The following is a 14,194-nucleotide window of genomic DNA, read 5'->3' on the forward strand; positions in this document are numbered from 1 at the left end:
ATGATTAGTCGTTTTTTAGTTTTGTTTTAATAATATTCAGGTTGTCCTGTTTTTTGTCTTTCCTGCTTTTGATGGCAGTTTCGGTAAAATAATGATGACTTTCCAGGAATTTTTCCTGTAATAAATTCCAATCACGCTCAGAATTAACGATTCCGAACATGGAAAGTTCCTCAAAAAGCTTATTTCCGATAGTAAAAAAATCGTCTCTCCCCAAATAATCCAAATCGGCATCGGCTAAGATCTGCTCCAGATGATTATGCGGAGTTTGTGGAATTTTTGTCGCCATAATCATTCCTTTGATTTTCTCAAGCTGTTCCTGAGAATAACCGTAATCTGAAAGATATTCTTCCGCAATTTCACATGATTTTGCTTCATGTTCTTTTGAACCGTACAAAAATCCGGTGTCGTGAAACAAAGCCGCCGTTTTCAGCAATAACAAATCTTCATCATTTACACCTTCAGATTTAGCAATTTTTTCGACAGAATCTATCACATCTTTCACATGCATGACGCTGTGATAGGAAAGATGCTCAGGAAGGTTTTCTTTAAGCCTGTTTAATATGATTTTTTTTAATTTTTCGTATTCCATATTTAAAATAGAATGTGTTTATAGTTTTTAACCACAAAAGTCACAAAAGCTTATACAATAATTTTTAAAGTTTAAAAATTACTTTGAAAGTTCAAAAAAGCAAAAGTAAAATAATCCCCTTTTTTTGCTCTTATCAAACTACAAATAAATATTCTAATAAAACTTTGTGACTTTTGTGGTTTAATTAATATTTTATTCAGTTTTAATTCCAAGCGCAAAATACATATCCATATCGCCTTTTCCTTTGGTGTGGATTTTTCCCCTGTATTCGCAGACAATTTTATCTTTCACCAATTGGTAGGTAGATTCCGATATATTTATTTTTCCTTTTTCACTGTTCTGCTCCATTCTTGCAGCTGTATTTACCGTGTCTCCCCAAATGTCGTAAGCGAATTTTTTTACCCCGACAATTCCGGCAATCAAAGAACCTGAATTAATTCCGATCCTGATGTCCAAAGCATTTGGGTTGGTCTTTTTTCTTTCTTCAATAAAATTAATGATATCCAAAGCAACCAAAACCGTTTGATAAGCATGACATTCATTTTTAAGTGGTAAACCACAAACCGCCAGATAAGCATCACCGATGGTTTTGATCTTTTCCAAACCATGTTTTTCCATGATCAAATCGAAAGCTGTAAAACATTCATTCAGTTCAACCAGCATTTTTTCGGCGCCCATTTTCTCTGAACTCTGTGTAAAATTAACAAAATCAGTAAATAAAACGCTGACTTCATCATAATACTTCGCTTCTGAACTTCCGTTTTCCTTCAATTCTTCGGCAATTTCGTGGGGAAGAATATTGAGGAGTAAGTTCTCTGTTTTCTGTTTTTCTTTCTGGAGCTCAAAAGTTCGTTCATCGACCTGTTTTTCAAGCAAATCATTCTGATCCTGAAGAATCTGCTGTTTTTCCTGTTCCTGCTTTAAATTTAATTCGGATAATCTGTTAACTTCATCCAACTGTTTTACCAGACGTAGATTGGTTGAGGCAAATTCCCAAGCCAAATACGCCGAAATTGAAATAGGAAAACTGATAAATATAAAGCCCAGAGCATACCCCATAAAATCATCCCCGAAAAGCTGATCAGGATCTACAATATTTAAAGAATCTAAAATCTGAAAAACAATAAGCATAATGACGAAAAGGAAGAACGTCAAAACTCCGCCCCCTACAATAAATGCAGATTTTTCTCTTCTGATCATAGCTCTTATAATCAGGAAAAAAGATTCTAGTGCAGCAATAAATATGTAAAAAAACACAAAACTAACCGCAAGTGCTGCGCTGAAATAAAACAGAATAATAAATATCCCTGCGATACCAAGCATGATTTTCAGCCGAAGTTTGCTTTTTCCAAAGAGTGTATTGACAAAACCGGTAAGTGATGCGCCAAATACCACAATTGATAAAAATGACAGGAAAGAATATGTATTAATTTTATCCGGATCTGTCATTTCATAAAACGAAAGAACCATATAGCTCAACAAGCCAATGGACAAGTTGTAGGTGGAGAAATATAAATTGTATACAGCTTTTCTGTAAAATAAAAATAATAGCAAATGAACAAACCCAAGCGCAAGAAAAATACCGCAAATAAGCATTGCAATAAAATTAAAGCCCTGCATCATATCAACTTTATCATCCAGAAAGTCATTAGCAGCATTTAATTTTATATTGAGCGCTATAGGACTGTAGTTGACGACTGTTTTTTTAGTTTTTGTGATGGGAAGAAATCGTATTGCCAAAACATTTACCCCCGTATTATCTAAAGAAAACAAAGCAGGAACCTCATTTTTTATCCTAAATTCAGTTGATTTTGCATTTCCTATTTTACCAATGCTTTCAATCTTTTTCCCGTTTAAATAAATCTCCGAAGCGCCAAGCTGGCTGATATTAAAACACAGAGATTCGTTCACCATCGCAGAATCGATCTTAAAATAATACCGAATCCAGTAAGGCCGATCTTTATGATAAGCTTTTTTGGAAGTGAAGTTTATGTATTTCCATGCTGAATCATCGAAATCCTGTGAAGCAAAAACAGGATTATCTTTATCATAAAACTTGCTTTCCCCTTCAATTGAAGCTCCGTCTCTGATCTGTTGAGCAGTAAAAACCGTTGGCTTTTCAAATGAATTTTGTGCAAAACAAATGTTCTGCAATACTGCAAAGATGAAAAGTAAAAATGTAAAGAGTATATTTTTTTTCAAAATTTTTAAATTTAAAATGAAACCTGATTATAAAATACATCTTCATTGATTCTTTACCTTTGCTTACGGTTTTCCCTTGATGTTCAAAAATAAAGTCTTCTTTCAGCAATCAACTGTTGTTTCGGAAATCCTGATCACCGCCAACAATATAATGATCTATTTTTAACCTAAATGATATTGTCTGAAGTTATTTATTATTATTTTCATGGCTATCATAATTATTAGGTTGATAACAAAAATAAAAAAATCATTCTATTAAATAACAGAATGATTCAAATTGATATAAAATTTTTATTATTTCAAAGCTGCCAAAGCCGCTTCATAATCAGGCTCATTAGCGATCTCAGAAACCTGCTCTGTGTAGAGAACTTTGTTATCTTCATCTGTTACAATTACAGCACGGCTCAAAAGCCCTTTCATCGGAGAATCAGTAATTGTCACTTCATAATCATCTCCAAAACTGCTTCTGAAATCCGAAAGTGTTTCTACATTATCCAGCCCTTCAGCGGCACAAAATCTGCCTAATGCGAACGGTAAATCTTTAGAAACATTGATTACTACTGTATTTTCCAATGCAGAAGCCTGCTCATTGAATTTTCTGGCAGAAGATGCACAAGTAGGCGTATCAATACTTGGGAAAATATTGAATACTTTCTTTTTTCCGGAAAAAGTTTCCAAAGTTTTTACGTTCAGCCCAGAATCTACCAAGGTAAAATCTTTAACGGTAGTTCCTACTGACGGTAAAGTTCCTATTGTATGTACTTCATTTCCTTTTAATGTAATTGTCGTCGACATAATATTATTTTTTAAAGTTTTCCAAATTTAATTAAAATGTGATGCTTTTTCAATCAATTAAAGGTTAAATTAATCTTAAAGTAGAAAATCTTATTTGGTATTGGTCTAAAAAAATTAATTTTTAACTAAATTTGTGAGTCTTAAAAATCAAATAATAAATTACACTATAATGTCAGACAAATCAAAAATCTATTACACGCTTACGGACGAAGCTCCAATGTTGGCTACACACTCGTTTTTACCGATTGTAAAAGCTTTTACAAAATCAGCAAACATTGAGATCGCGGTTCCGGATATTTCTTTGGCTGGAAGAATTTTAGCAAACTTCCCTGAGTTTTTGAACGATGACCAAAAAATCGGTGATGCTTTGGCTGAATTAGGTCAATTGGCGACTCAACCTGATGCGAATATTATCAAATTACCCAATATTTCAGCTTCAGCTCCTCAGTTGGATGCAGCTATTGCTGAATTACAGGCTAAAGGTTTTGCTGTTCCAAATTATCCTTCTGAGCCTAAAAATGAGGAGGAAAAAGCAATTAAGGCTAAATATGCTAAAGTTTTGGGAAGTGCTGTAAACCCTGTATTAAGAGAAGGAAATTCTGACAGACGTGCTCCAAAAGCTGTTAAAAACTATGCAAAAGCAAACCCTCACAGAATGGGCAATTGGGCTTCTGACAGCAAAACAGATGTTGCTCACATGATCGGAGGTGATTTCTACGGAACCGAAACTTCAACGACTTTAGAAAACGCTACAAAATATAAAATCGTTTTCAAAGCAAACGATGGTACTGAAACTCAGTTGAAAGATTACGCCAGTCTTCAGGCTGGAGAAGTTATTGATTCTTCTGTAATGAATCTTAATGCTTTGAAAGCTTTCGTTCAGGAAGCGATTGAAGAAGCTAAAAACAGAAACGTACTTCTTTCTGCTCACCTGAAAGCTACGATGATGAAAATCTCTGATCCAATTATTTTCGGAGCGATTGTAGAAACTTTCTTCAAAGAAGTTTTCACTAAATATGCTGAGACTTTCAAGTCTTTAGATATCAATCCAAACAACGGTCTTGCCGATCTTTTCGATAAAATCAAAGGAAATGCTCAGGAAGCTGAAATCAAAGCTGATATCGAAGCTGCTTTGGCAAACGGACCAAGAGTGGCAATGGTAAATTCTGACAAAGGAATTACAAATTTCCACGTTCCTTCTGACATCATTGTTGATGCTTCTATGGCTGCTTTGGTAAGAGGCGGAGGAAAAATGTGGAACAAAGACGGAAACGAAGAAGATACAGTGGCTATCATTCCGGACCGTTCTTACGCAGGTTTCTACCAAGCTGTAATTGATGATATGAAAGCTCACGGAAAACTGGATCCTACAACAATGGGTTCTGTTCCGAACGTAGGTTTAATGGCTCAAAAAGCTGAAGAATACGGTTCTCACGATAAAACTTTCCAGGTTTCTGCGGAAGGAACTGTTGAAGTTCAGGACGAAAACGGAAACGTTCTTCTTTCTCAAAAAGTTGAAAAAGGTGATATTTTCAGAATGTGTCAGACTAAAGATGCTCCAATCCAGGACTGGGTAAAATTAGCAGTAAACAGAGCAAGACTTTCTGATACTCCTGCCATTTTCTGGTTAGATAAAGGAAGAGCTCACGACAGAGAAATGATTAAAAAAGTTGAAAAATACTTAGCTGATCATGATACAAACGGGCTTGATATTAAAATTCTTGACGTAAAAGATGCTATGACTGAAACGTTAAGAAGAGCAAGAGAAGGAAAAGATACGATTTCTGTTTCAGGAAACGTATTGAGAGATTACTTAACAGATCTATTCCCAATCCTTGAGCTTGGAACTTCTGCTAAAATGCTTTCTATCGTTCCATTGATGAACGGTGGTGGTTTATTCGAAACAGGAGCTGGAGGTTCTGCACCAAAACACGTTGAACAATTTATTGAAGAAGGTTATTTAAGATGGGATTCTTTAGGTGAATTCTTAGCTTTACAAGCTTCTTTAGAGCATTTAGCACAAACTCAAAACAATACAAAATCTCAGGTTTTAGCGGATGCATTGGATGAAGCGAATGCTAAATTCTTAGCGACTGATAAGTCTCCTGCAAGAAAAGTTGGAGAAATCGATAACAGAGGTTCTCACTTCTACTTAGCAATGTATTGGGCGGAAGCGTTGGCAAACCAGACTGCCGATGCTGAATTGGCTCAACAATTCGCTCCAATTGCAGAAGCAATGAAAGAAAACGAAGAAGTTATCAATGCTGAACTCATTGGTGCTCAAGGTAAACCACAAGATATTGAAGGTTACTACAAAACGGATACATACAAAACGTACGCAGCGATGAGACCAAGCACAGTTTTAAATGAAATCATCGACGGAATTTAATTTTCGGATTTAATATAAATGAGAAGCTCCTTTTTTAAGGGGCTTTTTGTTTGTCTAAACTTTTTTTAAACACTAATGGAACAATTTGATTGCTGAATTTTTTCAACCATTAAGAACATTTAAGTTAGTAAGATTAATTAAGAAAAATCAAATTGATTTTTTATAAGCACAATGCTAAAAGCAAAGCTCATCTTAATATTCTAAATTCCTTAATAAAAATCTTAATGGTTTAAAATAAAAGTTTCCGTAATAATCTAATTTCGGAGAGATGAATTTCATAGTACATTATAAATTTTTAAGTTTTGGCTAAAGCCAAATAGATTGTATTTAAAAATGGAAACGGGCTAAAGCCCGTTCCTACTGATATTTAACAGTATCATTTGTGAAATTTGTGTTTAAGAAAACTAAATTTTATTCTCCACAATCACCTTTCGATGTTCCCTACCCCAAATAATCATTTCCTGGATGATATTTCCAAATGTTCGGCAGTATTCGGTTGGTTCATATTCAATTAAAACGGGAGTTTCGGGATAAACATTTCGCTTAACCAGCTTATTCATTTCCATTTCTTTCAATTCTTTTGAAAGCATTCTTGTAGTAATTCCCGGAATACTTCTTTCAATCTCACGGAAACGTCTGTTGCCGTTACAAAGCGAGTTAATGACAGGAATTCTCCATTTCCCACCGATGAAATAAAGGGTATCCTGTAATGCTCTAAGCTCTTCTGTCTGATCTCTTTCCATAATTGCAAAGTTAAATGATATCATTGATGATACTGATATACTCTGTGATACTGGTTACAAAAGTATATCAATTTACAATAACTTTGTCAAAAATTTTAAAACAATGAGTACATTTAATAACAAATTAGCCATCGTAACTGGCGGAAACAGCGGAATTGGATATGCAACCGCAAAAGAATTAATTGCAAATGGTGCAAAGGTAATCATCACAGGAAGACGAAGAGAAGCTGTTGAAAAGGCTGCAGAAGAATTAGGAGCCATTTCGTTTGTAGCCGATCAGGGAAAACTGGAAGATATTGAAACGTTAAAAGCTGATGTTGAAAAACAATTTGGAAAAGTAGATATTCTGTTCATTAATGCAGGAATCACAGGAACTTTAGGCTCTATTGAAAATATGAGTGCTGAAAATTTTGACAATGTAATGGATATTAATTTCAGAGGAGCTTATTTTACTTTGAGTAAATTTATTCCTTTACTGAACGATGGCGCTTCGGTGGTATTCCTCTCATCGAATGTTGCAACAACTTCCAAACCCAACAGCTCGATTTATCAGGCAAGTAAAGCCGCTTTAAATTCTATTGCAAAAACAGCCGCTGCCGAATTGGCACCAAGAAAAATCAGAGTGAATATGGTAAGTCCAGGCCCGACAAAAACAGAAATTATGACAAAAGCCGGATTGGACGAAAAAACGCTGGAAGGTCTTGATGAATGGCTGATCAGCGGAATTCCTTTACAAAAAATGGGAACTGCGGAGGATGTTGCCAAAGCTGTTGTTTACTTATCAGACAATTCTGTGGCAAGCTTTATGACGGGGACTGAAATCCTTATCGATGGCGGAATGATTTTATAAATTTTTTTATCACTTGGAATACAGCGGCTGGAAGTTTGAAAAACTTCCAGCCGCTGTATTTTCCATAAAATATTCAACTTCAAAAATTACGGATTCACCTATTCATTTGTCCGGTTCACCTAATCTTTGATTTCAATAGAGCACTTAACCCTATACTTTTGAATCATAAAAATTAAAAAACGAATTATTATGGATACGGTAAAAAAGAAAAAAAGTCCCATTACCATTGCTTTTCTGGTGATTTTGGGAATCTTTGGAGGATTACAGATTTTCAATCAGCCATTGGAAGGGAAAGCAACAACAAAACAAATTGAAGCACCTCGTGAAGTGATTTCTATTTTGGAAAATTCCTGTTTCAACTGTCATTCAAATCAGCAAAATCTGAGCTGGTATGATAAAATTGCTCCCATTTCCTGGGCAGTAAACAAAGATGTGAAAAGAGCCAGAGAAGTTCTTAATTTCTCAGAATATGATGTGTCTCCAGCGGAACATAAGGGAAATATGTATGCTATTCTTAATATGATGCAAAGCGGAAAAATGCCGCTACACAATTACACACTCCTTCATCCGTCTGCAAAAATCACACAACAGGATATTGATGTCATTAAAAAATATACCCTTTCATTAGCCAGTGCAAATCCGGCAAAAAAAGAAGAAAAAATTATTCATCAAAATATTAAAATCTCTGAAAATAATATGCCTTCAAAATTTCCGGTTTCACCCAACGGTGTAAAATATACCGACGATTATAAAAACTGGAAAGTCATTAGTATGAGTACCCTTTTTGACAATTCGGTGAGAGTGATTTACGGAAATGATATTGCTGTAAAAGCCATTGAAACAGAAAATTTTCACCCGTGGCCGGATGGAAGTATGGTTGTAAAATCAGTTTGGAAGCAGGAAAAATTAGCCGATGGAGAAATCAGAGCCGGAGAATTTGTAAACGCACAATTTATGGTTAAAGATTCGAAAAAATATACCGATACAGAAGGTTGGGGATTTGCGAAATTTTCAGGACCGGATCTTCATCCCACAGGAAAAACAGCAGATTTTGCCAGAGAATCCTGCATCGCCTGTCACCGACAATTAGCCGAAAAAACAGGATATCTTTTTGATGTTCCTATGAAAGTAAATACCGAAAGATTAATTAAAAACCTTCAGAAATAATGAAAAAAATACTATTGATCGCGATGTCTGTTTGTGCATTATTCACAGCCTGTAAAATTGATGAACCGGATAAAGATTTACACCGTGTGATTTTCAATCCCGGAAATTTGAAATTCCTCTCAACATCTTTAAATACGGTGAAAGAAACATCATCTGCCTTGTACGGAAATCAGGAAGCCCTGAAATCTCTACAGGAAAACCATCAGCCAAAACCTGATTCAGAATTTAAATTAGTGACCTGGAAATATCACGAAAACCCGCAATACATCGGTGGAACCATTAATGGAGAATTGTTAAGCGTGGAAACTTTGAAAACCGATAAAAACGGAAACATTTCTTATCAGTTAAAAACAGGTTCAAAGACCGAGAATAACCCTACAAATAAAGAAGAAAGAATAAAATATATAATGAGTTACAACCCCGTCGTGAGACCATAATAACAGTAAAAGTGAAATGTGAAGATCTAGAGTTGAGCAATCGGCTCTGGATTTTTGTAATGTGAAATCTGAATCGTCAATTCGCTTCGCTTGTGAATTTTTTCATTTGGAAGATTAACAATTGACTTGCCCAGCAAAATTCACAATTCACTATTAAATTCAACGCATTTTACCTACCTTAACATCTTTAAAATTCGCAGTTTGATGCAACAGCAAAAAATAAAAATTTCACCAGCCGTCATCTGGATAAGTTCCATTTTTTTGGGAGCTTTATCTTCGGTTCCGCAGCTCGCTTCCCACGCTTTCAACTGGAAGGAAGCAGTCGTGAATTCCGCTATCACAGCGGCTTTTTCGATCATTATGTGGTATCTCAACATTTATATGCTCAATCAAAGTTCAGGAAAGAGAAGGCAGCAGATTTCGTATTCGAGACTGATGGTGATCCTGGCTTTCGGAATGGTCGTGATGTTTGGTCTGGCCTGGGTACAGCAGCTTATTTTGTCACACATTAATTTTGGCCCAACAATGCTGATGGTCGAGGTTCGCGGGATTTTAATCAACCTGGTTTGCTATATGTTTTTAACCTTGCTTCAAAATAATTACACTGGGCAGCAGGTTCAATTGGAACTGGAAAAAGTAAAAAGTGATAATCTCGGAGCTCAGTTTGAATTATTAAAACAACAGATCAATCCGCATTTTCTTTTTAATAGCCTAAATACATTAAAATCAATGGCGGAAACCAATGATTCTGAAACGGTTGATTTTATTATGAAACTTTCTGATTTCTATCGATTTACCTTAGAAAGCAGAAAATTAGACTTGATTACCGTTCAGGAAGAAATGAAAATCATCGATTCTTATATTTTCCTGCAAAAAGCCCGTTTTGGGGATGGAATTACCTTGACGAACGAACTCAATAATGATGTTTTAAAAACATTAATTCCGCCTTTTACCTTACAATTATTAGTTGAAAATTGCATTAAACACAACGTGGTTTCACAAAGCAAACCTTTACACATCAGGATTTATAATGCTGAAAATAAATTAATTATTGAAAATCCAATTCAGAAAAAAATGACGGTTGAAGATTCGTTGGGAATTGGGCTTGATAATGTAAAATTACGCTACAAACATCTTGTAGAACAGGAAATAGAAATTAATTCAGACGAAAAAACTTTTCAAATAAAACTCCCATTTATTAATGAATATCATCATCATTGAAGACGAATTCCGGGCGGCAAAATCCCTTCAGAATTTAATATTAGACTTAAAACCGGACGCTAAAATCCTTGGCGTTTACGACAGCATCGAAATGAGTGTCGAAGCGCTGTCGAAAGATGTGAAACCCGATCTGATTTTTATGGATATTCACCTGTCAGACGGACTTTCCTTTGAAATTTTCAAACAGATCGAAATCACTTGTCCGGTCGTTTTCTGCACCGCTTTCGACCAATATATGCTAGATGCTTTTAAAAGTAAAGGCGTCGATTATGTGTTAAAACCTTTCTCCAGAGAAGATATTGCGGAGGCGTTGAGAAAAGTGGATGAATTAAAAAAATTCTTTCAGAAAAATGAACTTCCCGATTTAGAAGCTCTGTTAAAAAACATAAATCAGCCGCAACCGACAAGCAAAAGCAGTTTCTTGGTTTTTAAAAATCAAAAATATACGACGATTCTTACGGAAAACATCGCTTATTTCTATATTCACAACGAGATTACCCATCTCGTAACTTTTGATAAAGAACAGTTTCAGCTGACTCAATCTTTGGGACAGGTTGCCGAGCAGGTTTCTGATAAACAATTTTTCAGGGTAAACCGACAGTATTTGGTAAATTTTAAGGCTATCAAAGAAATGGAGCATTATTTTCAGCGAAAAATTTTGGTTAAATTAATCATCGAAACCCCTGAAAAGCTTTTAATTAATAAAGAAAAAACGCATAGTTTTTTCACCTGGCTGGAAGACCGTTAACTTCCATTTTCCCGTTTTCATCATTTATCAAAAAAATTCAGGTTTATATTTTCAAGGTTCACCTTTCATTTTGTCCGGTTGAACCTTTTTTATATTCTTTTGCACCCGAAAGGTATCTACTTTTGAATCAAATTAAAAGAAATGATACTTAAAAACCTAATAGGAACAGCCGCTTTCGTAGCCTTGATGTTCACCGTTTCAGCATTTTCCTGCACCGATAAAGCAGAAGAAACTCTTCAGAATTCTACGTCTAACAACAATGGTTTTGCCGTTTTGGAACTCTTCACTTCAGAAGGCTGTTCGAGCTGTCCGCCCGCAGATCAGCTGATGGGTGAAATTGAAAAGCAGTACAAAGACCAGCCTGTCTACATCCTCGCCTATCACGTCGATTACTGGAATAATCTGGGTTGGAAAGACAAATTCAGCAGTGTAGAAAATTCTAAGCGTCAACAGCAATATGCACAGACTTTACGCTCACAGGTTTACACGCCGCAGTTGATCGTGAACGGTAAAAAAGAATTCATCGGATCTGACCGTGATGCCGTAGAAAATGCCATTCAAATCGCTTTATTGAATGATACCAATGCCAAGATTGATTTATCCGCTAAAGTTTCTGAGAAAGAAATTAATGTAAATTTTAAAGTTCAAGAAAACAATCCTCAAAACAAGCTGTTAATCACGTTGGTTGAAAAAAAATCGTCTACCAACGTCCAGAAAGGTGAAAATGAAGGCCGTCATCTGGTGCATTGGCAGATTGTTCATCAGCAAAATCAGATTTCTCTGAAAAATTCTCCTGAAGGAACGACGAGCTTCAAACTTCCGGCAAATTTCAACACCAACGATTGGGAAATTATCGGAATGATTCAAAATGTGAAAAGCGGAGCGATTTTAGGATCTGCAGAAGCTTCTTTCTAACATAAAATCAACAGTTTTTCCGTCATTCTGAATGGAGCGAAAGCGAAGTGAAGAATCTATTGATCAATGTTGAGATTCTTCCTTCGTCAGAATGACATTCTGCAGAAAACTTTGCAAAAATTCAATTAAAAAATTCAAAATATCAACCATTTAAAACAATAAAAAAATGAAAACAAAAACAACAAAAATCATCTTCTGGTCAGGCGCAATTTTTATGTCATTATGGTTCGGAGCGAGCGGCTTCTTTGAACTGACAAAAAATCCTGTAGTTTGGGACATTACCCGACAATTGGGCTATCCGCCACACTTTATCTACATTTTAGGCGTATTCAAATTATCAGGAATTCTGGTCTTATTACTTCCCAACCGATTATTGCGATTGAAAGAATGGGTTTTCGCAGGAATGTTCTTTGATATTATTTTCGCATTCTTTTCAAAAATCGTCGTACTTGGCTTTCCTGCAACGATTGATGCGATTGTCGCCTTTACAGTGCTTTCGGTGACGTATCTGATGTTCAGAAAATTGTACACCCCGGAACTGATTTACGGAGAAGCATAATTTTAAAGTAAAAACAAAACAGAAACGTCTTTACTAAAACAAATATCAACTTTTCAAATTACTTATGTAAGATAAATCCTCCCAGTAATGAGAGGATTTATTGTTGAAATTATGTAGAAGAATTTTTTTGAATATCCGTTATACATTATGCTTCGATTTTAACCACGAGGCGCACTAAAGATTTCACAAGGAACACAATAGTTGTGAACTTGGTGGATAACCTTAGCATACGTTGTGGTAAAAATAATCATGATTACAGCAAACAGCATTTAATTATAACATATTGTGGACGATCAAAAAAAATTTAAATCTTATATAAAAATTATGCATGTGCCTTTCTTAATTTAATCATACTTAAAATAAAAAGTCCTAAAATTCCTAGAACAAAATATCCTTCTGCGACTTCCAGCTGAATCTGAGGCCTGATCACCGCTACAATTCCGTAACTGATGGCTGATGTGATGATGAAGGCAATTCCGCCTGTCAGACCACCTGCAATCCCTGCAGAATTTGGGAATCTTCCGATACAGTAGGAAAAATAATTATTAAAAATAAATCCGGCCGTCACGTGAATTAAAAACGCAAATGCCACCAAACTGTAAATATTGTTTGAAAAATAGGATGCAATAAACATCAAAATGATTAAAAATAATTGAATGAAATTAGCATAACGGATTTTCGGCAAAAACGCTTTATTGATTAATGCTTTTCCTAAAAAACCACCCGCCATCCAGGCAAATCCAAGGATTAAAGAAACGTAGCCTGCAACTACCTCAGAATAACCCATTTTGTGTTCAATAATGAAAGATCCGCACAGATTGAAGAACATAATCATCGAGTAGCTCAACCCGCACATTAACATTCCATAAAAGAAATCTTTGGCTTTAAACATTGAATTATATTCCTTCAGCAAAAATTCAACGTGGAAAGGATTTCTCTTCTTCAAGGTTTCGCCTGAAAAAATAAATTCAAGGATGAGAAGAAGTAAGCTGTATCCTGCCAACACATAAAAATTCGACTGCCAACCAAAGTTTTTCTGCAAATATCCACCGATAAATGGCGCAATAATAGGACCTACCGACCAGACAATCGTCATGATACTGAGATAATGTTTCCTCGCCTCCCCTTCATAAACATCCACAAAGAAAGCCCTTTTGGAGACGACTGCAAATCCAGACAAAACTCCTTGTAGCACACGCATTACGTAGATGATGTAGATATTTTGAGTTGTTGCTGTAATGATGAACGACACGACAAACAATGCCAGAGATGCCATCGAAATTTTATATCTCCCGAAAGAATCGACGATACTTCCTGCAAAGAATTGGGTTAAACCATAACTGATTAAAAATATCGATAAAGTAAGCTGAATATTACTTTCCGGCTGATGCAATTCGGTCGCCATACTCGGCATTGAAGGAAGATAAATATCCGTTGCCAAACCCGACATCGGGATTACGGCAAATGCTAAAATCGTAGCAATAAATTTATTTTTTTCTTTAAGTGTAACCATTGCTGATCTAAAAAATTTCATGAAAAATCAGATTCCCAAGTCCAAATTCAGGAATCTAAATTTGTT

13 protein-coding genes are annotated in these 14,194 nt (G+C 35.5%); 8 read left to right on the forward strand and 5 right to left on the reverse strand.

The genetic code is table 11. From position 1 onward, the window contains the following. Positions 1 to 4 precede the first annotated feature (4 nt). The 3 genes from BUA89_RS16205 to tpx form a co-directional block, all read right to left on the reverse strand. Positions 5 to 589 carry an HD domain-containing protein gene (locus tag BUA89_RS16205; protein ID WP_072960552.1) on the reverse strand — a complete coding sequence of 195 codons (585 nt, stop codon included), beginning with the start codon at positions 587 to 589 and terminating at the stop codon, positions 5 to 7. A 192-nt stretch (positions 590 to 781) separates the two neighbouring features. After that, positions 782 to 2,791 carry an adenylate/guanylate cyclase domain-containing protein gene (locus BUA89_RS16210; RefSeq protein WP_143152364.1) on the reverse strand — a complete coding sequence of 670 codons (2,010 nt, stop codon included), beginning with the start codon at positions 2,789 to 2,791 and terminating at the stop codon, positions 782 to 784. A 294-nt stretch (positions 2,792 to 3,085) separates the two neighbouring features. Further along, positions 3,086 to 3,586: a thiol peroxidase gene (tpx, locus tag BUA89_RS16215; RefSeq protein ID WP_072960559.1), complete on the reverse strand. Its 501-nt coding sequence runs from the start codon at positions 3,584 to 3,586 to the stop codon at positions 3,086 to 3,088. Positions 3,587 to 3,755: 169 nt separating this feature from the next. On the opposite strand from tpx, the gene BUA89_RS16220 reads away from it, so the two are divergent. After that, positions 3,756 to 5,975, forward strand: a complete 2,220-nt coding sequence (locus BUA89_RS16220; RefSeq protein WP_072960562.1) for an NADP-dependent isocitrate dehydrogenase — start codon at positions 3,756 to 3,758, stop codon at positions 5,973 to 5,975. 404 nt (positions 5,976 to 6,379) lie between these two features. Here the strand turns inward: BUA89_RS16220 and BUA89_RS16225 are convergent, their stop codons facing one another. Then, positions 6,380 to 6,718, reverse strand: a complete 339-nt coding sequence (locus tag BUA89_RS16225; RefSeq protein ID WP_072960564.1) for a winged helix-turn-helix transcriptional regulator — start codon at positions 6,716 to 6,718, stop codon at positions 6,380 to 6,382. Positions 6,719 to 6,821: 103 nt separating this feature from the next. On the opposite strand from BUA89_RS16225, the gene BUA89_RS16230 reads away from it, so the two are divergent. The 7 genes from BUA89_RS16230 (at position 6,822) to BUA89_RS16260 (ending at position 12,615) form a co-directional block, all read left to right on the forward strand. Further along, positions 6,822 to 7,568 (forward strand): SDR family oxidoreductase, encoded by a 747-nt coding sequence (locus tag BUA89_RS16230; protein ID WP_072960566.1) that lies wholly within the window; start codon positions 6,822 to 6,824, stop codon positions 7,566 to 7,568. Between the two features lie 189 nt (positions 7,569 to 7,757). Then, positions 7,758 to 8,735: a heme-binding domain-containing protein gene (locus BUA89_RS16235; protein ID WP_072960568.1), complete on the forward strand. Its 978-nt coding sequence runs from the start codon at positions 7,758 to 7,760 to the stop codon at positions 8,733 to 8,735. Next, the gene (locus BUA89_RS16240; protein ID WP_072960570.1) at positions 8,735 to 9,172 is read left to right on the forward strand and encodes a hypothetical protein; all 438 of its coding nucleotides are present in this window, start codon (positions 8,735 to 8,737) and stop codon (positions 9,170 to 9,172) included. Before BUA89_RS16235 ends, BUA89_RS16240 begins: the two co-directional genes overlap by 1 nt. A gap of 204 nt (positions 9,173 to 9,376) precedes the next feature. Beyond that, the gene (locus BUA89_RS16245; RefSeq protein WP_083531699.1) at positions 9,377 to 10,393 is read left to right on the forward strand and encodes a sensor histidine kinase; all 1,017 of its coding nucleotides are present in this window, start codon (positions 9,377 to 9,379) and stop codon (positions 10,391 to 10,393) included. Next, complete coding sequence (locus tag BUA89_RS16250; RefSeq protein WP_072960575.1) at positions 10,374 to 11,141, forward strand: LytR/AlgR family response regulator transcription factor; 768 nt, start codon at positions 10,374 to 10,376, stop codon at positions 11,139 to 11,141. The genes BUA89_RS16245 and BUA89_RS16250 overlap by 20 nt, the downstream gene beginning before the upstream one ends. 141 nt (positions 11,142 to 11,282) lie before the next feature. Continuing rightward, on the forward strand, positions 11,283 to 12,056 hold the full coding sequence (locus BUA89_RS16255; RefSeq protein WP_072960577.1) for a DUF1223 domain-containing protein: 774 nt from the start codon (positions 11,283 to 11,285) through the stop codon (positions 12,054 to 12,056). 166 nt (positions 12,057 to 12,222) lie between these two features. Further along, the gene (locus BUA89_RS16260; protein WP_072960579.1) at positions 12,223 to 12,615 is read left to right on the forward strand and encodes a DoxX family protein; all 393 of its coding nucleotides are present in this window, start codon (positions 12,223 to 12,225) and stop codon (positions 12,613 to 12,615) included. Between the two features lie 322 nt (positions 12,616 to 12,937). Here the strand turns inward: BUA89_RS16260 and BUA89_RS16265 are convergent, their stop codons facing one another. Next, positions 12,938 to 14,128, reverse strand: a complete 1,191-nt coding sequence (locus BUA89_RS16265; RefSeq protein WP_072960882.1) for an MFS transporter — start codon at positions 14,126 to 14,128, stop codon at positions 12,938 to 12,940. Between the last annotated feature and the right edge of the window lie 66 nt (positions 14,129 to 14,194).

The organism is Chryseobacterium arachidis (genome assembly GCF_900129245.1).
Lineage (GTDB): Bacteria > Bacteroidota > Bacteroidia > Flavobacteriales > Weeksellaceae > Chryseobacterium > Chryseobacterium arachidis.